Origin of the sequence: Pseudomonas sp. KNUC1026, assembly GCF_021650705.1 — a bacterium.
Taxonomy (GTDB): domain Bacteria; phylum Pseudomonadota; class Gammaproteobacteria; order Pseudomonadales; family Pseudomonadaceae; genus Aquipseudomonas.
Window position 1 is genome coordinate 1,695,800 of the sequence record NZ_CP087138.1, and the last position, 24,150, is coordinate 1,719,949.

General features: G+C 60.6%; 15 protein-coding genes, 1 tRNA gene and 3 pseudogenes. 9 read left to right on the forward strand and 10 right to left on the reverse strand.

Going from position 1 to position 24,150, the window contains the following annotated elements; all coding sequences use genetic code 11:
• Positions 1–5 precede the first annotated feature (5 nt).
• Positions 6–404: a hypothetical protein gene (locus LN139_RS07745; protein ID WP_236359406.1), complete on the reverse strand. Its 399-nt coding sequence runs from the start codon at positions 402–404 to the stop codon at positions 6–8.
• Positions 405–526: 122 nt separating this feature from the next.
• Here LN139_RS07745 and LN139_RS07750 point away from each other — a divergent pair, with 122 nt between their 5' ends.
• Positions 527–1,816, forward strand: coding sequence for an MFS transporter (locus LN139_RS07750; protein ID WP_236359407.1), 1,290 nt, complete (start codon positions 527–529; stop codon positions 1,814–1,816).
• 261 nt (positions 1,817–2,077) lie between these two features.
• On the opposite strand, the pseudogene LN139_RS24735 reads toward LN139_RS07750, so the two are convergent.
• Positions 2,078–2,206: pseudogene (locus tag LN139_RS24735) on the reverse strand (DUF4124 domain-containing protein); the annotation flags it as partial.
• Between the two features lie 114 nt (positions 2,207–2,320).
• Here LN139_RS24735 and treS point away from each other — a divergent pair.
• A pseudogene (treS, locus tag LN139_RS07755) lies at positions 2,321–4,381 on the forward strand (maltose alpha-D-glucosyltransferase).
• A 50-nt stretch (positions 4,382–4,431) separates the two neighbouring features.
• On the opposite strand, the gene LN139_RS07760 reads toward treS, so the two are convergent.
• The gene (locus tag LN139_RS07760; RefSeq protein ID WP_236359408.1) at positions 4,432–5,484 is read right to left on the reverse strand and encodes a 3-deoxy-7-phosphoheptulonate synthase; all 1,053 of its coding nucleotides are present in this window, start codon (positions 5,482–5,484) and stop codon (positions 4,432–4,434) included.
• 503 nt (positions 5,485–5,987) lie between these two features.
• On the opposite strand from LN139_RS07760, the gene LN139_RS07765 reads away from it, so the two are divergent.
• Entirely contained in the window at positions 5,988–6,479 is a 492-nt protein-coding gene (locus LN139_RS07765; RefSeq protein WP_236359409.1) for a GNAT family N-acetyltransferase, read from the forward strand.
• On the opposite strand, the pseudogene LN139_RS07770 reads toward LN139_RS07765, so the two are convergent.
• Positions 6,427–6,664, reverse strand: a pseudogene (locus tag LN139_RS07770) (DNA-binding protein). The gene LN139_RS07765 and the pseudogene LN139_RS07770 sit on opposite strands and share 53 nt — an antisense overlap.
• Positions 6,665–6,745: 81 nt before the next feature.
• On the opposite strand from LN139_RS07770, the gene LN139_RS07775 reads away from it, so the two are divergent.
• From LN139_RS07775 to LN139_RS07795, 5 genes are all read left to right on the forward strand, one after another.
• Positions 6,746–7,075 carry a helix-turn-helix domain-containing protein gene (locus LN139_RS07775; RefSeq protein ID WP_236359410.1) on the forward strand — a complete coding sequence of 110 codons (330 nt, stop codon included), beginning with the start codon at positions 6,746–6,748 and terminating at the stop codon, positions 7,073–7,075.
• A 75-nt stretch (positions 7,076–7,150) separates the two neighbouring features.
• Positions 7,151–7,795 (forward strand): response regulator transcription factor GacA, encoded by a 645-nt coding sequence (gene gacA, locus LN139_RS07780; RefSeq protein ID WP_236359411.1) that lies wholly within the window; start codon positions 7,151–7,153, stop codon positions 7,793–7,795.
• Between the two features lies 1 nt (position 7,796).
• Positions 7,797–9,620 (forward strand): excinuclease ABC subunit UvrC, encoded by a 1,824-nt coding sequence (gene uvrC / locus LN139_RS07785; RefSeq protein WP_236359412.1) that lies wholly within the window; start codon positions 7,797–7,799, stop codon positions 9,618–9,620.
• Positions 9,621–9,654: 34 nt separating this feature from the next.
• Positions 9,655–10,212, forward strand: coding sequence for a CDP-diacylglycerol--glycerol-3-phosphate 3-phosphatidyltransferase (pgsA, locus tag LN139_RS07790; protein WP_236359413.1), 558 nt, complete (start codon positions 9,655–9,657; stop codon positions 10,210–10,212).
• A 70-nt stretch (positions 10,213–10,282) separates the two neighbouring features.
• Positions 10,283–10,358 (forward strand) — tRNA-Gly (locus LN139_RS07795).
• 394 nt (positions 10,359–10,752) lie between these two features.
• Here the strand turns inward: LN139_RS07795 and LN139_RS07800 are convergent.
• From LN139_RS07800 to LN139_RS07820, 5 genes are all read right to left on the reverse strand, one after another.
• Entirely contained in the window at positions 10,753–13,275 is a 2,523-nt protein-coding gene (locus LN139_RS07800) for an RHS repeat-associated core domain-containing protein (RefSeq protein WP_236360317.1), read from the reverse strand.
• Positions 13,188–16,190 (reverse strand): hypothetical protein, encoded by a 3,003-nt coding sequence (locus LN139_RS07805; protein WP_236359414.1) that lies wholly within the window; start codon positions 16,188–16,190, stop codon positions 13,188–13,190. Before LN139_RS07805 ends, LN139_RS07800 begins: the two co-directional genes overlap by 88 nt.
• 188 nt (positions 16,191–16,378) lie before the next feature.
• Entirely contained in the window at positions 16,379–19,132 is a 2,754-nt protein-coding gene (locus LN139_RS07810) for a hypothetical protein (RefSeq protein ID WP_236359415.1), read from the reverse strand.
• Positions 19,095–19,775 (reverse strand): hypothetical protein, encoded by a 681-nt coding sequence (locus LN139_RS07815; RefSeq protein ID WP_236359416.1) that lies wholly within the window; start codon positions 19,773–19,775, stop codon positions 19,095–19,097. Before LN139_RS07815 ends, LN139_RS07810 begins: the two co-directional genes overlap by 38 nt.
• Positions 19,762–21,963: a hypothetical protein gene (locus tag LN139_RS07820; RefSeq protein WP_236359417.1), complete on the reverse strand. Its 2,202-nt coding sequence runs from the start codon at positions 21,961–21,963 to the stop codon at positions 19,762–19,764. The genes LN139_RS07815 and LN139_RS07820 overlap by 14 nt, the downstream gene beginning before the upstream one ends.
• Before the next feature lie 521 nt (positions 21,964–22,484).
• On the opposite strand from LN139_RS07820, the gene LN139_RS07825 reads away from it, so the two are divergent.
• Positions 22,485–22,895 (forward strand): ribonuclease T2 family protein, encoded by a 411-nt coding sequence (locus tag LN139_RS07825; RefSeq protein WP_236359418.1) that lies wholly within the window; start codon positions 22,485–22,487, stop codon positions 22,893–22,895.
• A gap of 44 nt (positions 22,896–22,939) precedes the next feature.
• Here the strand turns inward: LN139_RS07825 and LN139_RS07830 are convergent, their stop codons facing one another.
• Positions 22,940–23,872: a DUF2167 domain-containing protein gene (locus LN139_RS07830; RefSeq protein WP_236359419.1), complete on the reverse strand. Its 933-nt coding sequence runs from the start codon at positions 23,870–23,872 to the stop codon at positions 22,940–22,942.
• Between the last annotated feature and the right edge of the window lie 278 nt (positions 23,873–24,150).

Below are 24,150 nucleotides of genomic sequence, written 5' to 3' on the forward strand. Positions count from 1 at the left end.
TGGCATCAACCTGCGACCAACGGCTCGCGCCACTGAATCACGTTGCCTTCAGGGTCATATCCGTCACACGCCCGGAAATACGGGCCCTGCCACTCATCCTGCGGCGCATCCAGGCCGCCGCCGAGCGATGGCGCGAGGGTGCGCACCCTGGCCAGCGAGCTGGTGGGGAACACCAGTTTCACCGGCACGTCGTCGCGCCGCAGAGGCGGCGAGGTGATGGCCAGGTTTGCGCTGATGACTTCCGGCAACCCATGCAGCACCAATTGAAAGCTTTCCGATTCCAGCACGGTCAGGTCGGCCTGGCGAACGACCAGCGGCAGGTCGGCCAGTTGTTCGTAAAACTGGGCCAGGCGGTCGAGGTCCTTGGCGAACAGCACGGCGCCGGCTTTGATGGGGGCGGGCATGGTTCAGTGCTCCTTGGGTGAGAGGGCTGACGCTAGAGTGTGGCGATGGGCTTGTCCAGCGGTAGGGCCGGTCGTATTGTTGTCACCTTTGCTTACAAAACCCCATGCCCGAGGCTCCCAGGATGATTTCCAACGCGTTGGCTGGCGCCTTGCTGCGCCGGCGTGTCCACTATGGCTGGGCGGTGGTGCTGGCTACCTTCCTGGTGATGCTAACGGCAGCTGCGGCAATGGGCGCGCCGGGCGTTCTGATTCAGCCGCTGCAAGCCGAGTTCGGCTGGAGCACCGAGCAGATCTCGGTGGCAATGGCCGTGCGCCTGGTGCTGTTCGGCCTGCTGGGCCCTTTCGCTGCGGCCTTGATCAACCATTTCGGCCTGCGACCGGTCGTGGTCTGTGCAATGAGCCTGATCGCGGCAGGCTTTCTGGGCTCGCTGTTCATGACCGAGCTGTGGCAATTGCTATTGCTCTGGGGCGTGGTGGTGGGTGTGGGCACCGGGATGGTCGCCATGGTGCTTGGCGCCACGGTCGCCACGCGCTGGTTCGTGCACCGGCGCGGGCTGGTCATGGGCCTGCTGGCGGCCAGTTCCGCGACCGGCCAGCTGTTGTTCCTGCCGTTGATGGCGGAGCTGACCAGCCGCTTCGGCTGGCGTGCTGCGGCGGTGTTCGTCTGTGCGGTGCTGCTGGTGGCGGCGCTGGTGGCGTTGCTGCTCATGCGCGACCGGCCTTCCGACCTGGGCCTGGCGCTGTACGGTGAAACCGAGCTGGCGCCCGCGGCACCGCTGCAGAGTTTTCGCGCGCACCTGCTGTCGCCCTTGGGCGCCTTGCGCGAGGCTTCGGGCACACTGACCTTCTGGGTGCTGGCCGGCACCTTCTTCGTTTGTGGGCTGAGCACCAATGGCCTGGTGCAGACCCACTTCGTTTCGCTGTGCGGCGACTTCGGCCTGGCGGCAGTGGGGGCGGCCAGCCTGTTGGCGCTGATGGGCCTGTTCGATTTCGTCGGCACTTTGGGTTCGGGCTGGCTCTCGGACCGCTACGACAACCGCTGGCTGCTGTTCTGGTACTACGGTTTGCGCGGGTTGTCACTGATGTGCCTGCCGCTGACTGGCTTCAGCCTCTATGGGCTTTCCCTGTTTGCGGTGTTCTACGGGCTGGACTGGATCGCCACGGTGCCGCCGACCGTCAAGCTGGTGGCCGACCGCTTCGGCCGTGAGAAGGCGGGGCTGGTGTTTGGCTGGGTGTTTGCCGCCCACCAGCTCGGCGCTGCGACGGCTGCGTACGGGGCAGGGTGGTCACGCACGGTGCTGGCCAGTTACCTGCCGGCGTTCGTCTTCGCCGGAGTGATGTGCCTGGTGGCGGCCGTGAGCGTTGTGGTGATGCTGGAGCGGCGGCGTGTGCCCGCAGTGGCCGTGGCCTGAATCAGCGGGCTTTTCGCAACTCGGCACGCCAGCCACCGGCGTGCACCGAATCGGCGTGAGCTTGGGCAGCGGGTGCGGTGTGCGCGGCGGTGCCGGGCCGTCGAGGTAGTTGACCTTGTAGGTCACCTTGGTGCGGTAGCTGCTTTGCAGCACTCTCAGCGCGCGCTGGTTGATGTTGTGCGGCTTGGCGTCTTCTTCGTTGGCGCTGACCCACTGGCCCGGCACGGTCTTGCGATCGCGCAGCGCATCACCCTGCGCCGCCGGGCAGGGCACCGAGGCGAAACTGATGCGGCCCGCACCGTCGATGCATTTGAACGCATCGGCCTGAGCGAACAGGGGCAGGCACAGCAAGGCGAGCAAGCTTGAACGAAGCATGAATCGGCAGTCCATTGGCAGGTGGCCAGTATGCTGACAGGCTCATGGGCGCGGATCAACAAGCCCAATGCAACATTGGCTCGCCGTTGCGTTCAGACACTGGACACGCCGTTGAAAAGGACCTTGCCTATGACCACTCCCGACCACGTGCAATGGCTGGTGCAGCGCTCTATGCTGCAGGCCGCCAAGGATCGCGCGCGCCTGTATTCAGGCCAGGCGCGGCTATGGCAGCGGCCATTCGCCCTGGCCCGGCCGCGCGACGCGTCGGCGATCGCCTCGGTGTGGTTCACCGCCATACCCTTCCTCCATCGTTACCCGCGAAGGGGAGACCGTGCTGCAGGCGCTGGCCGACGAGGATTTGTGGCACGCGCTGTCGGACATCGGTATCCAGGGCATCCACAACGGCCCGCTGAAGCTTTCAGGTGGCTTGCAGGGCAAGCGCTATACGCCCACGATCGATGGCAACTTCGACCGCATCAGCTTCGATGTCGACCCGGCGCTGGGCGATGACGCGCAGATGGTCGCGCTCAGCCGCATGGCCGCCGCGCACAACGCCATCGTGATTGAAGACGCGATCCCTTCGCACACTGGCAAGGGCGCCGACTATCGCCTGGCGGAGCTTGCCTATGAAGATTACCCGGCCTTTATCACATGGTGGAGATCCGCGAGGACGACTGGCCGCTGCTGCCAGAGGTGCCCGAGGGCCGCGATGCGGTGAACCTGCCGCCTGCCGTGGTGGACACGCTGCGCGAGAAACACTACATCGTTGGCCAGCTGCAACGGGTGATCTTCTTCGAACCGGGTGTAAAGGAAACCGACTGGAGTGCGACGCCGGTGATTACCGGCGTGGACGGCAAGCCACGGCGCTGGGTTTACCTGCACTACTTCAAGGAAGGCCAGCCGTCACTGAACTGGCTCGACCCCAGTTTCGGCGCCCAGCAGATGATCATTGGCGACGCCTTGCACGCCATCGATGTAGTCGGTGCCCGCGTGCTTCGCCTGGACGCGAACGGCTTCCTCGGTGTCGAGCGGCGTGCCGAGGGCACGGCCTGGTCCGAAAGCCACCCGCTGTCGATCACCGGCAACCAGTTGCTGGCAGGCACCATTCGCAAGGCCGGCGGCTTCAGCTTCCAGGAGCTGAACCTGACCCTGGACGACATCGCCAGCATGTCCAACGGTGGCGCCGACCTGTCCTACGACTTCATCACCCGGCCCGCTTACCAGCACGCGCTGCTCACCGGGCGTACCGAATTCCTGCGGCTGATGCTCAAGGAAATGCACCGTTTCGAGATCGACCCGGCCTCGCTCATTCATGCGTTGCAGAACCATGACGAGCTGACGCTGGAACTGGTGCACTTCTGGACCCTGCACGCTCACGACCAATACCTGTATCAAGGCCAGACCTTCCCCGGCAGCATCCTGCGCGAGCACATCCGCGAGGAAATGTACGAACGCCTGGCCGGTGAGCACGCACCGTACAACCTCAAGTTCGTCACCAACGGCGTGGCCTGCACCACGGCCAGCATCATCACGGCTGCGCTAGGCATTCGCGAGCTGGATTCGATGACGGCCGAGCAGGTGCGCCAGGTGCAATACATTCACTTGCTGCTGGTGATGTACAACGCCATGCAGCCCGGTGTCTTTGCGCTGTCAGGCTGGGATTTGGTCGGGGCGTTGCCGTTGCCGCATGAGCAGGTCGAACATCTGATGGCCGACGGTGATACCCGCTGGATTCACCGGGGTGCCTATGACCTGGTGGATTCGGACCCCAGTGGCGAGCCGTCTCGCGGAGGTATGCCGCGCGCGCGATCGCTGTACGGCAGCCTGCCCGAGCAATTGGAGCGGCCCGATTCTTTCGCCTCTCAGCTCAAGAAAATCCTTGCCGTGCGCCGCGCCTACGACATCGCGGCGAGCAAGCAGATCATGGTGCCGGAGGTTGAACATCCAGGCTTGCTGGTGATGGTGCACGAACTACCTGCGGGCAAGGGTACCCAGATCACTGCGTTGAACTTCAGCGCCGAGCCGCTGGATGAGACGCTCCACCTGCCGGGCATTGCGCCGGGGCCAGTGGTAGACATCATCAACGAGCGGGTGGAGGGGGACCTGAGCGAGGCTGGCGACTTCACCATTCACCTGGACCCTTATGAAGGGCTGGCGCTGCGGGTGGTCTCGGCATCGCCACCGCTATGAGCACAGGGGGCCGGCAGCCCGTTCGGTGCTGCCGGCCAAAGCGCACTGCCTTAGCCCTGAGCTGCCTGCCTGAGCAGGCTGGCCGTGGCATCCCAGCCCAGGCAGGCGTCGGTGATGGAAACGCCGTAGCGCAGGTTCGCGCTCAAGGGCTGGCTGCCTTCGAACAGGTTGCTCTCCAGCATCACCCCGACCACATCGCGCTCGCCCGCCGCGCGCTGAGCCAGCACTTCTTCCAGCACCAGAGGTTGCCGTGCAGGGTCCTTGCCGCTGTTGGCGTGGCTGCAATCGACCACCATGCGCGGGCACACACCTGCCTTGCTCAATCGTTCGCGGGCCGCCATCACGCTGGAGCGGTCGTAGTTCGGGCCACGGTGGCCGCCGCGCAGCACCAGATGCCCGCCCGGATTGCCTTCGGTACGCACGATGGCGGGGTGGCCATGGGCGTCCAGCCCGAAATGGCGATGGCCATGTGCGGCGCTGCGGATCGCATCGCAGGCAATGGCGGTGGAACCATCGGTGCCGTTCTTGAAGCCCACCGGCAGGTTCAGGCCGCTGGCCATCTCGCGGTGGATCTGCGATTCGGTGGTGCGCGCGCCGATGGCGGCCCAGGCCAGCAGGTCGTCGAAGTAGCCTGCTGCCATCGGCTGCAGCAGCTCGGTGGCCACCGGCAGGCCCAGTGCCAGAATGTTCAGCATCAGTTCGCGGGACAGCGTAAGGCCTGTGAGCATATCGTCGCTGCCGTCCAGGTGCGGGTCGTAGGCCAGGCCTTTCCAGCCCACCGTAGTGCGCGGTTTTTCAATGTAGGCGCGCATCACGATCAGCAGGCGGTCGCTCAACTCGCGTGCCAGGGGTGCAAGGCGCTGAGCGTATTCGAGGGCGGCCTGGGGGCAGTGCAGGGAGCAAGGGCCCACCACCACCAGCAGGCGAGGGTCGCGGCCGGCGAGGATATCGGCGATGGCCTGGCGGTCGGCCTGCACTTGGGCGGCGAGGCGGCCCGGCAGGGGCAGTTGCTGGCGCAGCGTGAAGGGAGTGGGCAAGCGTTGGCCGACACCTGGGTGAGCGCTGGCGGTGGTCAGTGGCAGGGGATTGAGCGAAGCGTTCATTGGGAGCGTCCTTTATCGGCAGCGCGCCCGCCTGGCCTATGAGGGCAAGCGGGATCGCGGGGGTGTTCGGAGGGGTTCGCCACCGTGAACGGGCCGCTCGGAGGTGGCGCACTGGCCCAAGCGGGGGGTGGTAAATCGCCAGGTATAGGCAGCGCTGCGGTAATAGGCTTGATACATGATGTGTTCCTCGTCGTTGAGCGTTTCGAAAGGTGAAAAAACAAAACCCCCGGTCGGGAGGCCGACCGGGGGTGTTTTCAAACACTGTGGGAGGCGACCCGGAGAATGGGCGCCTTGGGGGTATCAGGCGCGCCAGCGGCTAAACCAATACCCAAAATAAAAATACGATGCCGCGGCCGCTTCACGCACGGCAGCACGCTGCGAAACGCAGGCGGCGGCGGTGGAGGCGATGAGGGCGCGGGGCATGGTAGTGTCTCGTCTGAATGTGGCCGGAGCTTAACCGAGCCCACCCGGGCATGGCAATGGCCTTGAAGACAGGAGGAAGGATGACCACACCTGCGCGCTGGCAATCGGCAAACGATGCCGAAGGCCTGCCATTCGCCCGGGCCCTGACCCGGCGCACGATGATGCCGTACTACACGCACCACGGCCTGCTGTGGCGCGACGAAGATTACGACGCCGGCTGGAGCTGGCGCGAAAACTACTTGCTGATCGGCGCCGACGGGCCACTGGGCTACATCAGCCTCACCCAGGACCCGCGCGCGCTGTACATCCGTGAATTTCACCTGGTCGATGCAGCCCGCGGGCAGGGGCAGGGCACGGCGATACTGGCCGATGCCCTCGAGCTTGCGGCCCAGCGGCGCCTCACGGCGGTGCGCCTGACCGTGTTCAAGGACAACCCTGCACAGCGCCTCTATCAGCGCCTGGGTTTCGCCGTTGTGGGCGAAGAGGGCTGCTTCTGGCGCATGGAGTGCAGTGTGCCGGCTAGGGCGCCGCTCGATTGCACTGGCACGCGCACGGAGTGGCGTGCGGGATAACGCCCTCCTTCATGCCCAGCAGTACTGCGACCTTGTGCGCCTCCCCGCGCCGGCCTTTTTCTCCCCGACAGCACCTGATAGGTGGTGGCGGGGTCTACACCGTGTTCGCGCGCGAACTCCTGTACCGATTTGCCTTGGTGGTCCAGCCATGCGCGCGCTTGTGCGGCAGTCCGTATCCCGTGCATAGTTCAAGTCCGTTTCGGTTGACATGTTAGTGTTTTAATTTGCACCTTTTTGAAGGTGCCGAACCTGGATTATACATTCAAATGGCTACAATTGGCTCGCGTCTGCGTGAAGAGCGGGAACGCCTGGCTTTGACCCAACGTGCTTTCGGCGAGATCGGCGGTGTCGAGCCCAACGCTCAGGGCAAGTATGAGAGTGGAGAGCGCCATCCAAAGGCGGACTACCTGGCCGCTGTCTCGGCGGTCGGTGTCGATGTGCTTTACGTGCTGACTGCCCGGCGCACGCCACTTCAGGCCGAGGGCCTGGCCGATGCTCAGCAGCAGTGGGTGGCAGCGCTTGGCCAGTTACCGGCAAGTGAACAGGGGCTGGTGCTGCAGCTGGCACAGGCGCTGGCGCGCAAGCCGACGGCGTGATCTTGGCTAGGTAAGCGGTGCGAACTTTGTTAAGGTAGCGCGCTGAAGCGTACTGGGGATGAGAGGGGTGCTTGCTTGATCAAGGTGCTGGTGGTCGATGACCACGATCTGGTGCGCACAGGCATCACTCGAATGCTGGCCGACATCGACGGCTTCCAGGTAGTGGGGCAGGCCGAGTCCGGCGAGCAGGCGTTGCAGCAGGCCCGCGACCTCAAGCCCGATGTAATCCTCATGGACGTCAAGATGCCCGGCATCGGCGGCCTGGAGGCCACTCGCAAGCTGCAACGCAGTTACCCCGACATCAAGGTCGTAGTGGTTACCGTATGCGAGGAAGACCCATTCCCCACCCGCCTGCTGCAGGCCGGCGCTGCGGGTTACCTCACAAAAGGGGCCGGCCTCGAGGAAATGGTCCAGGCGATTCGCCTGGCATTCGCCGGCCAACGCTACATCAGCCCGCAGATCGCCCAGCAGATGGCGCTCAAGTCATTCCAGCCGCAAACCGGCGGCTCGCCGTTCGACCTGCTCTCCGAACGCGAAATCCAGATTGCCCTGATGATCGTCGACTGCCAGAAGGTGCAGGCCATCTCCGACAAGCTCTGCCTGTCCCCCAAGACGGTGAACACCTACCGTTACCGGATCTTCGAGAAGCTTTCCATCACCAGCGACGTCGAGCTTGCGTTGCTGGCCGTTCGCCACGGCATGGTCGATACCAACGCCTGAGATGACCACCCCCTTCGACGCCAGTGCTTTCCTCGCCACCTGCAGTGGGCGCCCTGGCGTTTACCGCATGTTCGACGAAGGTGCGCGCCTGCTCTACGTCGGCAAGGCCAAGAACCTCAAGAAACGCCTGGCCAGCTATTTCCGCAAAAGCGGCCTGGCGCCTGAAACGGCTGCGCTGGTAGGGCGTATCGCCTCGGTCGAAACCACCATTACCGGCAATGAAACCGAAGCGCTGCTGCTTGAACAGAACCTGATCAAGGAGTGGCGCCCGCCGTACAACATCCTGTTGCGCGACGACAAGTCCTACCCGTACGTGTACCTCTCCGACGGCGAATACCCCAGGCTTTCGATCCATCGCGGCGCCAAGAAGGGCCGCGGGCGTTATTTCGGCCCCTATCCCAGCGCCGGGGCCATCCGCGAGAGCCTGAGCCTGTTGCAGAAAACCTTCCAGGTGCGCCAGTGCGAGGACAGCTACTTCAAGAACCGCACCCGGCCGTGCCTGCAGTACCAGATCAAACGCTGCAAAGGGCCCTGCGTACGTGCAGTGGAGCCGGAGGAGTACAGCCAGGACGTGCGCCATTCGATCATGTTCCTCGAAGGGCGCAGCCAGCAACTGACCCAGGAGCTTTCCGCCGAAATGGAAAGCGCCGCGATGGCACTGCAGTTCGAAAAAGCCGCCGAGATCCGCGACCAGATCGGCGTGCTGCGCCGCGTGCAGGACCAGCAGAGCATGGAAGGCGGCAGTGGTGACGTAGACGTGGTGGCGGCCTTCGTCAACCCCGGTGGCGCCTGCGTCCACCTGATCAGCGTGCGGGGCGGGCGGGTGCTGGGCAGCAAGAACTTCTTTCCCCAGGTCGGCATCGAGGAAGAGCTGGGCGAGGTCATGTCGGCGTTCCTGTCCCAGTATTACCTGGGCGGCGGTGAGCGCGAGCTGCCCGCCGAAGTGATCCTCAACGTGGTGCCCGAGGACATCCAGGCCCTCGGCGAAGCGCTGGCCAGCCTGCGCGGCCGGGAACTGGACTTCAGCCACCGGGTGCGCGGTACCCGCGCGCGCTGGCAGCAGATGGCCGTCACCAACGCCGAGCAGGCGCTGGGTGCACGCCTTGCCAATCGGCAGCACATGGCCGCGCGTTTCGAGGCGCTGGCCCAGGTGCTGGGGCTCGACGAGGTGCCGCAGCGGCTGGAATGCTACGACATCAGCCATTCCAGCGGTGAGGCGACTGTAGCTTCCTGCGTGGTGTTTGGCCCCGAGGGCCCGATCAAGAGCGATTACCGGCGCTACAACATCGAGGGCGTGACCGGCGGTGACGACTATGCGGCCATGCAGCAGGCCCTGACCCGGCGGTTCAGCAAGATCAAGGACGGCGAGGGCAAGCTGCCGGATGTGCTGTTGGTAGACGGCGGCAAAGGCCAGCTCAACATGGCCCGCGAGGTGATGCAGGAGCTGGCGCTGAGCGATCTGACCCTGCTGGGTGTTGCCAAAGGCGTTACCCGCAAGGCCGGCTTCGAGACGCTGTACCTTAACGATGTCGCTCATGAATTCACCCTCAAGGGCGATTCACCGGCGCTTCACCTGATTCAGCAGATCCGCGACGAGGCCCACCGTTTCGCCATCACCGGCCACCGCGCTCGGCGTGGCAAGGCCCGGCGCACTTCCACCCTTGAAGACGTCGCCGGGGTAGGCCCCAAACGCCGCCGCGAGCTGCTCAAGCACTTTGGCGGGTTGCAGGAACTGGGCCGGGCCAGCGCCGACGAGATCGCCAAGGCGCCCGGCATCAGCAAAAAGCTGGCCGAGTCGATTTACGCCAGCCTGCACAGCGAGTAGAATCCCCCTTTCAGAGCCTTAGCCAGTGGCATCGATGAATATCCCCAATCTGTTGACTGTGTTGCGCGTCGTCCTGATTCCCATCTTCATCCTGCTGTTCTACATGCCCTACGGCTGGAGTTTCGTGGCCGCAAGCACGGTGTTCGCCATCGCTGCGGCCACTGATTGGCTCGACGGTTACCTGGCGCGCAAGCTGGGGCAGAGCACACCCTTCGGTGCCTTCCTCGACCCGGTCGCCGACAAGCTGATGGTGGCTGTGGCGCTGGTGCTGCTGGTGCAGGAACACCACAACATCTGGCTCACACTGCCTGCTGCCGTCATCATCGGCCGTGAGATCGTGGTGTCGGCACTGCGCGAATGGATGGCCGAGCTGGGCGCACGTGCGCATGTGGCGGTCTCCAACCTGGGTAAATGGAAAACGGCCGCGCAGATGGGTGCACTGGTCATCCTGCTGGCCAACCCACCGACCTTTTCGTTCTTCGTGCTGGTGGGTTATGCGTTGCTGATCGTCTCGGCGGGGCTGACGTTGTGGTCGATGCTCAACTACCTCCGCGCCGCCTGGCCGCATCTTTCGAGCGGCGCAGGGGCCTGAATAAATCTTTCTTTGAATCAAAGGGTTGACGGCGCTGTTGGATTGGATAGAATGGCGCCCGCAACACAACGCGGGAATAGCTCAGTTGGTAGAGCACGACCTTGCCAAGGTCGGGGTCGCGAGTTCGAGTCTCGTTTCCCGCTCCATATTTTGATTTGCAGGTGTTCATCACTTCTGCGAGTCGTTGAAAAAGGCCCTTCGGGGCCTTTTTTCGTTACAGCGAAAACCACCCCCAGCGACTCGTTTCAATTGCAGAGTAAAGCAGCGTGGTGCAGTTGTTAGATCGTAGCGTCTCCTTGCGCCTGCAAGCTTTGTGGCAGCTGGTAGTCAGTGCATCTACTGAAGATGCCGTAGGCCGCGCCGGCGCTACCGGGGTTGACGGTAAGGCAGCGAGGCGCGTTCAGCGTTACCAGCGTTAGCCCTGAATTTCCGTTCATGAGCTCTCCATGGCATTCCCGGATCAACCATCGTCAGGCCACTGCTGACCGGGTGCGCCGTGCGTGGGGCGTGCTCCACGCCCCCGCAAGATTGCAGCACTTTCTAGATGGGTGGCAAACGCATGGGAACAGCCGACTTGTATGAATCGACCAAGTCTTGCAGTGGCGAAAAATAACGTGGTTGATACGTGTTGTAAGCGTTATTGTGCTTGGCCAGAGACAAATAGACGGAATTAAAGCTTCTGCCTGCTTCTGTAGTGATGTCCCCCAGTGTTTTGCCTGATTCAGTCACTTGCTGCACAAGCCCCTCATAACTTGACTCCATCTTTGCCAAGGCCCCTGCATTGCTCTGATGCCCCATGTGCTCGATCAGGCCGTTGGTGTGGTGGCTACCCGCTGCTTCGATGAACCCTGTGGAGGTGACGCTGTTTTCGAACGCTTTTACCGATGAGTTGGACGTCAGGGCGAATTTTTTGGCAAATGAGGCATCGCCCCCGGTTGCCCCGTGACACATGACCAGTCGCACTTGATCGAAATTGGCGGGGTCCAAGCCTTTTGCGATCAGTTGACGGTGCAATTGTTCAGGCCCCCACCACTGGGCGACGGCTGGAGAATTGCCTCCCAACCTATTGGTGACTTCCTGCATTTCGCGCTCATTGAGCCCTTTCTTCTCAAGTGCCTTCAACGCAGCGTCGGTGCGATCCTCCCAGTGTGAAACGCGCAACCCATACCGCGGGGCAGACATCTCATGAATCACTTCCTGACCGCGGGTGCTGATAGTGGCTTGCAAGCCCAGTTCGTCTAGATGTCCATAAACGTTCAAGCGCAACTGCGGTGTGCTCATCGGTGTCTCCAGCATGCGCAGAGGGGCCAATTTGGCCTCGGGGACCGAGCCTGTGGCACTGCTGAACCAATTCGCGCGCGCGTCGCTGAACATCTTATAGGCGTTGGCTTGTTCATCGAGCAGGTCGTGCACAACGTGCGCTTTTGCCCCCAGCCTGGCGTTCGCCTGCTCAAGCCGCTGCACGGCGATGGTATGCCTGGACGCACAACTGTTTATCAGCTCACGATGTATCTCCCTGAACATGCGGTGCCGTTTGGCAACGTCTTTCTCTGCCTCGGCAAGCGCCCACCATTTTTTGACGGGTTTTTGATCGCCGATCGTGTTTGCCAGGTTGAACAGGGCTGCTTTCTTTTGAGCCCCTAGCGCATTCGCCATCTCCTGATTCAACGTGGTCCTGAAATATTGGTCCTGCAGCTGCTGAACGGTTGACACCTCCCCGGTAAGGGGGTGAACCACCTGGTAGTTATCCGGGTGCAAGTGCTTGGCTGTTTCTGCGGCGTCATCCAGTACGCTTTTAACGCGGCCACCCGGTGCCAAATCCAGATCCAGTGCATCAAGCGACCCTATAAGCTCGTCATAGATCTCCTTGCGGTTTGACGGCCGCGAGGTGCCTAGCAACTGCTCTAGGTCAGGGACATCCGGGCCGTGGTCTCTCCCCAGAAATCTGCTCGCAGTGTTGGGTTGAAAATGAAACTCTTGGTAGGTCCTGAGGCCAACCAGCTCCTCATGTACACCCTTCAGCGTCGTCACTTGCTCGAAAGCCTGTGTATGCTCTGCCTTCAGTTTTCTGAGTGCTGCATGTTGTTTGGCGACCTTCTTGTGCACACGTCCGAGCGTGTCTGCCGCATCACTCATCAGCGAAGACTGTGCAATGGCCTGAGAATTTTTATGCTGCTTGGCGGCTTTACTGTATTGCTTGGCTACTGAACTGATATCAGCGATTTCATCGCTGTTCTTGGCGATCGTGTGGGCGACCCGATAGTGATCCACCGTGGCATACACACCGCCGGCATTGTATTTATTCGGGCTCAATGCAGAGAAGCCCATGTGTTTTCCGCCCCATGTTGTGATCCCCAGTGAATTTTCGACCAAGCCATCGATATGTCTTGCTTCACTGCCGATATCAAACGCATTGTCTAGCCTGCTGGCTGCGCCTGCGGCGCGCGCCTTGTCGGATACGCTGCCGATTTGCGTGATGTCATCGAAATGGCTGACATAAATTTTTGACCGGCGCGCCAGTTTGAAAACAGCGTGAAATTTCACGGCTTTTCGCATCTGGTTGGCTCGACGCGCAACCCATATCAACCCTTGCCCCAATTTCTTGAAACCGGCCACTGCTATGTCTGCGAGCCCTGTGGCCAGTGCGGCATACCCTAACTTCTTCGAAAGCCTGGGGTTGGTATGCCTGGTGGCGAGGCTGGCGATCTCCAGTATGGTACTGATGACCAGTATCGTCAGCAGGAATATCATCATTGCGCCCCCTGTCATCAACGCGGCAATCACGCCTATTACGGTGAACACGCCCAACAGCACCCACTCCCACCAGGCCGCACGTTCATGTACAGGAGGTGCCGTGTCGCGAATCATTTCATCCAGGCTCGCCAGTTGGCTTGCAGCGCCCTGACGGCTGATCATGAAGTGGCCACTGGGGTCATGCCAGTTGACGGGGTCGCCTGTACAGTAAGCGCGGTCATTCAGCCCGCCCAAACCGAACGGGCTCCAGGCATCAGGTTGCTGGAAGCACTTCTCACCGGGGTCGTAGCTGCGGTACCCGTTGCCCAGGTGGTAGCAGCCTGTGACCGGGTCAACCCGTTGTTGATTGAACCCGACCCCTTCAAGGGTGTGCAGCCGTTGGAGGCATGCTTCCCCCAAGGGGAGAAGGTCACGCTTGATCGCGCCCAGGTGCCGTCGTCTCCAAGCCGATACTGGTCTGCACCGCCGTCTTGCGGATCAGCCAGGTTAAACAGTGTTTGGCTGCGGATGTCGTCGTCTGTCGAATTGACCACTTGAATGGCGAGCCCCGCCTGCTCGTCCAGGATCCGCCGCTTGACAACGACGTTGTGCTCGTCTTGCCACGTCTCCATGCACAAGCGATCACCGCTGTAGGCCAGTAGCATGCGCTGCCGGGTACTGTTGTCCCATTGGCCAATCAGGCGATCGTCGGCGTCATATTCGTAGGTGGTGAGCAGCCCGGTTGAATCGGAGACCGAAGCCAATCTGCCGGTGGGTGTATAGCTCAGGGTCTGGCCCCGTTCGTTCAGTGACAGGTTGCCATTGGCGTTGTAGTTCAGTTGCCGAGTTTCACGCGACATTTCCTTGCCCGACGAGGCCAACAGCGTGATGGTCACGCTTTCACGGCGTGTGGCGTAGTGAGCGTGGTAGCTGTAGTCGCGAATCTCGACGGTGCCGTCTGCACGCTGGCTACGGCACTGGGTCAGGTTGGCCAACAGATCATACTGATAGGCTTGGCCAATCAGTACGTTGCCATCACTGTCGTGGGCCTGGTCACTTTCGTTGGCTGCGATCGTCCAGTTCAACAGCCACCCACGCAACGAGTCATAGGCATAGGTCTGGCGGCTGGACGGCTCAGCCTCCCCGTTGCGGTACACCGCTTTGCTCAGCAACTGGCCCGTTGAAGACCACTCGAGTTCATGACGGACGACCGCTATGCCGGCAAGTCGGTACTCCCTGGATATTTCGCGCCCTTGCAGGTCATAGTCGCGATTCATTTCAAGGTCGCAATCTGCACGGCTGCCTTTCACCATCAACCGCTTTATCTGACCTTGGGCTGTATAGTCGTACAGGTATTCCATGCCATCGCGTCGCGCACGGCGTACCAATCCGTTGCTATCGCGCCAGCACTGGCCTGTTACGGTGTTGGCATGGAGTATCTGGCTGACTTCACCCCGCAGGCTCTGTTGCGCACACTGCCGATGGCTCGAGCCACGGGCCTGTTGGCGAACGCTGTATGTGCCCAGAAGCGCTGCCGATGTAATGGTTTCTTCGTTCTGGCCCTGATACTCATCCGCTTCATGGCGCTCTTTGCTCACCGCGCGAGCAATGAGCGAGCGCTTGAAGCTGACCAGCAAGGTCCGTTTGAGCGCTTTGCCGGCGTTTGCCGGGTACTGCGCATAGAAGTAGACGCGTTCCCCATCCGCGCTGGCTTCTCTGACGATCTTCGAGCTGTCCGGGAGTACAGTGGCGTCTTCCTCATACCCATACGTCAGCGCGCCTTGCTTGGCTACTTCGCCGCGAACCCTGCTGACGACCTGCTCGCCCTCCAATCCCTCACCCTTGAGGGCCTGGCTGCCAAGCACGCGAACCTGATCGCCCTTGCGAACGGTGAGCCTGGTAGGGCTTGTTGCATACCCCTGATAGTCATACTCGACGGTCATGCCGTCAGGGCACTCTTGCTTGGCCTTGCGGCCTAGCGTGTCGTAGCCCATGCGCCAGATGCGGGTGGGCACCGCTGGCCTGCTGCCATCCGGGTTGGCAACGGTTTCAGCCAGCTCAATGACGCGGCCTAGCGCGTCTAATTTCTTATTGATATCGACGCGGCTGGCATTCGTCTCACTCTCGGCGCCAGACCACCGCTGCTGGAGCTGACTGAAACGGCCATCGGCGTGGGTGGTCATGGTTTGGCGCACGCTCGCGCTAACGTCTTTGCTCATGCTGCCCAGGGTCTGCTCGGTGACCTGGGAAGTATTGCCGGCCGCATCGGTCGAGGTGCTGGACGTTTCACCTTGCCAGAACCAGTCTTTCAGACCGGCAGGAAACTGCAGATTGGGCTGCCGGCGGCGTAGCCCGCCTGGCAGATAGTCATACAGGTTCTGTTCAGCGACGTTGCCGTAGGCGTCATAGCGAAGGTCCTGAATCAGGCAGTAGTTGTGCGCGCTGTGATCGGCACCCGCGTAGCGCTGCAGCTCATGACGGACGGGGCGCTGCAGGCCGTCGTAGAGCGTTCTTCCGCAACGGCCGTCCGGCCCGATGACGATCAGCCAGGTACCTTCACCCGTTTCCACGCGACGCACGCCCTGGTCCTCTACCTGGCTATCGGCACCTTGCGTGAATGTCGCGGCGTCATAGTCGGTGATGTAGCTCATGGCTTTGCGCTTTCTGGCGTCGTAGACATGAATCACGGCAGTGGTGGGGCGGCCAAGTTCATCCTGATTGGATTCACGCAGAATCAGGCCACTCAGAGCACTGCGTACCTGCTGCGACAACACCGGCGTGAGCTCGCGGCCACCCTCGCTCAGCGTGGTCGTTGTGCAACTGCGGTGGGTGAGGTTTTCAGGGTCATGGCTGAAAGTCTCCTTGAGCGTATGCGTAATGCGTGTGCTGTTATCCTTGTACCAGTTAGTGACGGTTTGCTGCGATCCGCCGTTTCCGGGCATTCGGACGTTTTGTTGCAGGCTGATCCGTAAACCCTCGGCGTCTGCAGCCTGGCTGACTGTCCAGGGAGACGATGTGGTATCGATAGTGATGTTTTCCAGGGTAAGGGCCGTATTGGGGGTCAGAGCGCCTTTGTCGTCCAGCGTTGCAAGGTGGTAGCCAAACAACGTTACCCGGGCGGACAGCCTCTTGCCGTCTGGGGCAAGCATGCATTGGGCCAGCCCCAGCAGTGGCGGCTGGCGTTCATCCGGAAGCCTCGGGCAAGACAGCTTCAGTACCTCCTTCAGCGCGGTGCCATCGGCCATTTTGAAGCGGCTCAGCAGGCCCTCGAGGGCTGGAGCTGCCTCGCTGCGATCACCCCCGTCAGCGCCGGCTGCAACAGGGTAGTAGCAGCTGTAGGTATCGCTTTGATCACTGTAACAACGCGATACCAAGCCCAAGGCAGTGTATTGGAACGCTGATTGTTCCTTGACGATCGAGGTTTTTTTATCGCTCATGATTGCAGCTCCTGGGTTGCCTGCTCGCTTACGTCTTCATAGGTGACTTCTGTAGCAATCGGTTGGCTCAACAGCAGCGTTCTGATTCGATCGTCAGTGACCTCGGTACGGGTCGGGTAGGTATTGGTCGTAATACGTCGAATACTCCCGGGTGTTTCTTCCACTATCGCCACGGGGACTTCCATGCCGTTTCGCACTCCCCAGATACGTTGTGTGAACGGAGCGCCAGCAGAGGCGTGCACTTCCAGTGTTTCGGTCGAGGTAAAACTGCTATCGCCAAAGCGCGGATCACGGTCGTATGCGGACCAGCGCCAACGGTGACTGATCGTTTCCTGCTCAGCGCCAGGCACGAAGGTGTGGCGCATCACACGGGGCAGGGGAGTGGGCAAGTCCTCGTCCTTGGGGCCCAGGCGCGCCCAATCCTGTTCCAGCATGTCCTCGTCCTCGGGGTCCAGGCGCGCTGAATCCTGTTCCAGCATGTCCTCGTCCTCGGGGTCCAGGCGCGCCGAATCCTCTTCCTGCATGTCCTCGTCTGGCTCGCCATACGAATATGAGCGTTCGGGTTTACGGCGTTTGACAGCTACTTTCGGCCGGGAGACCTGAGGCTCGCAACTGACAACCTCGAGAGAGCCGTCTTCCTCACGAATGGAACAGAGCACTCGATCCAGGGCTTTGTCGGTTTGGTAGCCGTAATGCACCTGCTGGACGGCGGGGGACTTGTCATCGGCCTTGCGTACCAGGGTTCTGAGCAGGCAGTCCTCTATGCTCAGGGTGACCTGATACGCTTCGGCCGTACCTGGCCAGACATGAAAAGTACTGGAGTAGCGCCCAATGTTGACGGGTTGTTCATGGTCCGCCCGTAGCAGGCAGTGCTCACCGCTATGAATACTCAGCAAGCGGACATGGCCTTTCCAGCCCTGCCATTTCAGGCCGAGGGTACCGCCCTGGGGAGAGGTGATGGTTTTCGCGGCAAGAATAAATGCCTTGCGCGACATATCGCGCAGGTTTTCTTCTACAGCCGTCCGTGAAGCCTTGAAATTTTTGCTCTGGTCATCGGTTATATCTTCCTTGTCGATCCAGTGCGTCAAGTTCGACTTGACGGTGTTCAGGCGAGACTTGACCGCGTTGCGGTACTGCTCACTGGCCTCTTGTCCATCGTGTAGATCAGGTTTGGCCAGTACCTCTACCCGTTGAGAAAGGTAAGTAATGGTTACGCTGCTCAGGCAGGTGAGGTTCTTGTCAAGGCGCCCCTCGGCAATACCCTGGCTGAGCCGGCAAAAGCCTTTATCCAGCACTTGGTCGGGTGTTTTGCAGAGTTGATAGACCTCAGCCGCGGTGAGCTGGATGGTCTGGCCGGTGCCGAGGGTGAGCAGACGCAGGCGGTTGTCGAACGATGAGAAGCGAAACGCCCAGCCGTCACCCAGTGCACCCTCATTGGCACGGCGCGCTGAATAATGGATGTTCAGCTCAAGCACTGGCCCCAAACCTTCGGTACCCTGCACGGTGGCAATGGGGTAGTGGGCGTGGAACAAGCCGGTGCGGGGGTCTACACCGTTCTCCACTACGCCGCTGACGTCGTAGACTTCGGACTGTATCGTGTTGCTATAGTCCGCGCACAGCGTGTCCTGAGGCTTGAATGCCTTGCCGCGCAGCGGCGGCAGAATGGACACCTGCCTGGGGGAATGATGAAGTGCGCTGTCAGTGGTGAAGTATGTCGATGCCAGTGGAACCGGTGTGTTCACCTGGGTAGCAGGCCATGCTGGGTAATCAGGCAGGTACAGGCCCATGCTCAGGCAGTTACCGGGTTCAACATGGCAGAACAACAGGCGCACACCGGCCTTGAACACGTCGGGTAGCAACCGTAACGTGAACACCATCGGCGATTTCTCGGTGGTCAGCACTGCGGACAGCTCCCGGCCATTGCACTGCAACGGCGCCAATGAGCGCACCTCATCATCGAAGTGGATCAGCCAGCGTGAGGGCTCATGGAGTTTCTGCCCTTTATCCAGGCTGAGGCGGTAGTGCAGGGCCTCCTGAAGTGTGCCGGCGTCCATGTTTTCGAGCGTTTCTCGAAGTAGGGCATGGGCATACAGATCTGGCAGTGCTTTCAGGCTGCTGTACAGGTTGGCCGCAGACGCCACCCTGCCTACCCACGTGATGATCTCTTCATCATGGGCAGGTACGTCGGCACTGCTCGGTAACTTGCCTATGTCCGATATCACGGACTTCGTCGCCTGGATGGCAGAGGTCAGGTAGGGCGACTTGAAGTGTTCCGTAGAATAGGTTCCTGTCCATCTGACGCACGCTGGGCTACCAGCGAGAAAGCTGCCCTGTTGCAGCAGCATATCCTCGAGCATCCAGGGATCACTGAAGCCAGGCGTCGATACGGGTGCAGGTCGAGTGGCGTTATCACTGCGCTCCAACTCTTTGATCACCAAGTGTCCGTACCCCGGGCGCATCCAGATCCTGAATGAATCAGGCTTGGTCAAGCTCCAGAGGGCGTATGCGGGGCGGTCGTTGCTGACTGTTATGAAGTCCCAGTTGTTTTTCAACACTTGGCAGTACAGTGCGTTGTATAGGCCCTGCAGCCAGCTGCGCTTGTCAGTCACACTTCCATCTGCGGCCGGGATATATACCAGACGCCGGGGTCCGATGGAGAGGGCGGTAGTGGGCGACTTGTACCATTCGTCTATACGAACGGGGGTGCGAATTTCAGCGTTGAGTGCTTCGTTGAACGCGTAGTACAACATCTTCGGGGTCGAGGGCGAAGAGGATATCGGGAGATGTATTGCTAATGCGGATTCTATAGGGGTCGTTTTCTTGAGGGAAAGTGATGGAAACGTCTTTCGCCCAGGCGTGGCTGTTTAACACGGCCATGAGTGCAGGTACCCATTTCAGGGAACTGCTGTTGGCCTCTGTACAGATGAACTTGATCGGCGACCCTGGCACAGGTTGCCCCGTGCTGGCGTAGCTGGCATGAATCAAGTATTCCTTTCCTGGCTCAAGGTCGTTTGCATAGTCATACACAACAGGCCATTGGCCGTTATGCGCCACCGGATTCTTCGGCGCAACGTCGATAACCATTTCCATGTCTGCTTGCCGTGGGAGCCACAGTTGCCATTTTTCAACGTCGCTGCTGGCAGCACCCCATCGATTTGCTTCGGGCTTGCTTGCAGCAAGAGCACAGTAGACTGGGTGGCTTGTCCAAAGGCTGTTGTACAGCCCGCGGAACCAACTCGCTTTGTCGTTTGCCTGGCCCGTGATCTCAGGGCTATACGACAGATGCCCCGTAACCATTTGCGTTCGGCGGTCTTTGAAAAGGATATCGACAGCGCTGTAGGGCGCCTGGTAGAGCGATGACAGTAGCAGCGGTTGCCCGTCATCGCTCAGCACGGCCTGCCAATCCAGTGGTTGAACGTGGGGGCCGTCGAACCAAATCCTCAGTGGCAGGTTCAGGTGTCCACCAGACGCCTGAGGTATCGCCATCATCGAGAGCGCCAGCGCCGGGTGCATCGGTTTTGCCCAACCGAAGATAATCAGCCAGCGGCGATTGCATCAACGCCCTTGCCAAGGCAGCCGGCCAGGAAGCCTGAGGGCATGCCGTTGAATCCGGGCTGAAGCTCAATGGCGAGCCGGGCATCGGTTTGCCCGTAGCGGGGTCGTGAACATGCAGCACGACTCGCTGCCCGTTTTCAAAAGGTTCACGCGCAGTGAACGAGGCATATTTCTGCCAGTGCAGCGGCTCGATGGTGACCGACACGTCGGATTCCTGAGGGATCCATATAGCGTTACTGCTCGCGCTCGGAATGACCCAGGCTGACGGCCCGAACAACCGCCCTGCCTTGAGCCAGTCACTGCGGTTGTTGAGGAAGTGGCATAGCGATTGCGGCCACTGGTGGGCTTCAAGACAGGTTTTTTGCGGGGTGAACAGGTGGTTTTCGAGCAGGCGCTGGCTAGTGGCATCTCGCACCTGTATGCACAGGCGGGTGCCCGGCAGCAAGTCGGTGTATGGCAGGGGCAGGGCACACACCAGGTTGGCCATGAACGGCGCGGTGCTGGTGATGCGCACATCGCTGCCATAGCCCCACAGCCGGTTGACGGCATTGCGCTTATCGTCATTGAGGGTGGCAAAGGTGTCACTGTCGGGTGTGTCACTGGCGATGGTGAATGCTCCAGCGTCGTCAGTACCTATCTGGAGGCGTGTTCCGCTCAGGCTGAATGAGGCATTTACTTGCTCTGCCAGCACCTTTGGCCACTGCTCGCGCTGATAGTTTTCCTGAGTGGCGCGCAGGCTGACTTTCTCGACCACCGCGCCATCCTGGATGAACTGGGCGAACACGTGGAGCGTTTCGCCGATCGCCAGTGACCGGTCTGCCAGTAGGTAGCAGGGGCTGTTCCACCTTCCGGTGGTGCTGGGGCGGGTGGTGTGGTCAAAGCCAACGACGTTGGGCAACCAGTCATTCAGCGAAGTACCCGGCACTTGAGACCAGTCGAACAGCAGCGGAGCAGGGGGCAATGCCCAGCCGGGCAGTGCGGCACCGAGGAACCCGGGCAGGTCGCCTTGACGGTCTATTGGCGTGTCGTAGATCGACAGTTGGATATCGGTAAGTTCCAAGTCGGCCTCTACCAAGGCATAAAGTTGCTCTGGTAATGTCTGGTGAACATTGGCCACGATCCTGTCGCAGTACGTGTAGCCGGGCAGCTCGATTGGGGTACCTTCGTGCAATCGTACCTTGCTGTTATCGTCACTGAGATAGAAGTTGAGCAGGGCGATTCCATTGCAACGCAGCGCTTCAACATTGCTCGGCCAGACAGCGGGCAATAGAAGTAAACGTTCCTGAGCCTCGGTCGCCTGAGCCTCGGTCTCTTCGTCTTTCTGACCCGTAACAATAAGCAAAGCAGATTGGAGGGCGTAGGCAGTAGAAACAGCCGGGGCGTCCAGCTCGAGCGTTTTGAAGCCTGCACCAGGGGCAAGTAGCAGAACCTTTTCTCCCTGATGCTCGAAGGTGAGGTATTTGCCTCCGTGTACCGTCGCGCTGATCCAGGCATCACGGTGTGGTAGTGGGTGTGTCAACGAACATAGGGTGGCGAGCGCATGATGATCCTGAGTGCCATTTTCCCCATGCACACGGAAACTGAATCGGCGTTCAACGGGGTCAGCCAATGAAAGTACACCCATCCATGCTTCTTGATGGGCTGCGAAATCGACCTTGCTGAGGTCCAGATCAAGTGCCGGTTGTGAAATGAGCTGAGAACCAACCCTGTCTTGCGAGGCGCTCCAACAAACGCGACGAACAATAAGTGCGATCCCCTGCTCGGTAAACGGAACTACATATTCATAGACTTGGGCTGGCGCTGAGTACTCTGAAAACAGATCGCTCAATGTTTGTGCGGATTCGACAATGCCCAGAAAGCGCGCAGGGGCAAGCGCGCTGGGCCAGGCGATTTCATTGTCGATCCTTTCAAACCCGCTAATAAAAACCCGCAGCGGCTTATCGACGTGCCAGAAGTCAACGGTCTTTTCAGCATCGATATCACCGTCCACTGCGGTTTCGGTTCCCAGCCGCAGATAGTCGCCCAAGGGCGATGCCTCGAGTTTCGCACGAACCCGTGAAGGCCATTTATCCTGGGTGCTGTCATCATCAAAGCTAAATGACATTGGTGAACCGGGCACGGGGGCCTCAGTGATAGCGTCGTGTACACTCAGCGAGTGCACCGTCTTGCTCGACTTGTCGTTGAGCCTGATGTTGGTGTTGCACCTATGCCAAACCATGGGAGTGCTCCTGTCCGTTGGATAAGAACATCAGTTAACGGTAGGTCAGGTAGGCTCACAACTAGTAACAATGATAGGGTAGCAAGGGGCTGAGCCTATAAGATTGGGGCTGGCTAGGGCTCGACTAACGCCCGGCAAACCTTCTAGTAAACGCAGCTGCGGAATACTCGTTTGATCAAATGGTCGCCGCACCGACGGCGCTGTTTATTAAAGGAATGAACCGATAATGTTCCGCCCGTCCGTTTCCTTGTCAACTCCGTCACTTGGCAGCCTACTTTCTGCAATATGAGCCCAGCCACTGCAGGTTGTGATTAGCCTCCCGAGCAGTTTTGACTCATGACCTATGGCCGTACAGCGGGAGCGATGGCGAACGCACCGATCGCCCCCCTCAGTTTTGTACAACCTCGCCTGCGTGTAACGGGGAAGAGGCCTGTGCGATGACGGACACTGACTTGAACGCCGTGCTGGAAAAAAAACCGCTACAGGCGCTCGTGACGGCCAAGCCTGGTGGCATGTTCAAGCACGAGTGGAGAAAGCATGGGACCTGTTCAGGCAAACGCAAGGTGTTTCCGGATAACACCGCATTTCGTTGCTACAGAGATGCGTCTGGAAAACAGTACCTGCATGAAGTGTTCTACCTGATTGATGAACACGGCAAACCGTATCTGGAGGAGCACAACCTTCACATCGGCGTTCAATGCCTTGATCAGGAAACCGCTATTGTGCGTGGGGCGAGTTGAGTTTCAGGCAGTGGCCCACCCTGAGTGGGTGAGCCAGGCCAGCATCAGGCGCGCTTGCGCTTGAACAGCTTGCCGAAAAAGCCGGCAATGGCCAGCAGCCCCAGCACGATGAATTTCTTGAACGCCAGCAGGGCAATACCGATCTTGGCGAACAGGCCCGCCTTGGCGGCAATGCCACCAGCGACCAGGGCGGCCAGGCCATAGGGCGCCAGCTTGTCGGTCTTGGAGTCGTAGTCGGCGTAGCGGTTACCGTCGGTGAAGTTGGTGAAGGCAAGAATCTTCGGCGTTTCCTGCTTGATGGTCTGCAGGTCAGCCATCGCCGCCACGGCGTTGAGCTCCAGCACGCCTTCGCGGCCCAGCACGCGAATGCTGTAGTTCAGCGTGTTCTGGCTGGCGTCGTCGGCCTTCAACTCCCGCGCCCAGTACATCTTGTGGGTAGCCTGATCGTAGCTCGGCGGCTCGGCCCAGCCCAGCAGGGTTACGCCGGCATAGCCTGCTTCGCGGCGCTGCTTGTTGTCATCCTCGTCATCGGCCTTCATCTGCTTGAGCAGGTCGGCGTAGTCGATCTTGGCGGCGTCATCGTCGGAGATGTGGCCGTCGTTCTTGTAGCTGATGATCACGCCCCAGCCGTTGTCCGCCAGTGGGCTGACGGTGGTCGGGACGATCATGCCGAGGGTCTTGATGCCCGGTGGGTTGCCCCAGGCCTCGGTCAGCAGGCGCTCGGTGTCGTCCGGCGACAGGTAGTAGAACTCTTTGTTGAGTTGCAGGCTGGCGATGCCGCCGGGCAGGGTGATGTTGCCGTGCTGTTGCTTGAGCGTGGCCAGCCACTGTTCGGCGGTCTGGCGCGGTTGTTCGCTGGCTATGGGGGCGTGCGCAGCGGCGGGTGCAGCGGCGGGCGCGGGAGTGCTGGCGGCAATGGCGGGCAGAGTGGTTGCGCAGAGCAACACTGCCGCCACCAACGGGCGCAGGTGTTTCATCATAGTCCCTTACAATTTGAATTAATTTGGCCGCGCAGGATAACTGAAAGAGCTGGCCAATCGCCAGAATCCCATGTCTGTACCCACCGCAGCATTTGCTCCGGACGCTCTGGATCAAACGAAAATCCGCCCATAGAGCAGCGCTGCCAAAGCGGCCACTCAAGATCCGGCCACATTGGCCGAGATAGCGCTTATGGCTCTCTAGCCGATGCCGCCGCAGTGCAAACCCGGCCTGGATAGGTGTGTAGCGGCCCCACCTCAGCGAATTCAATAATCCC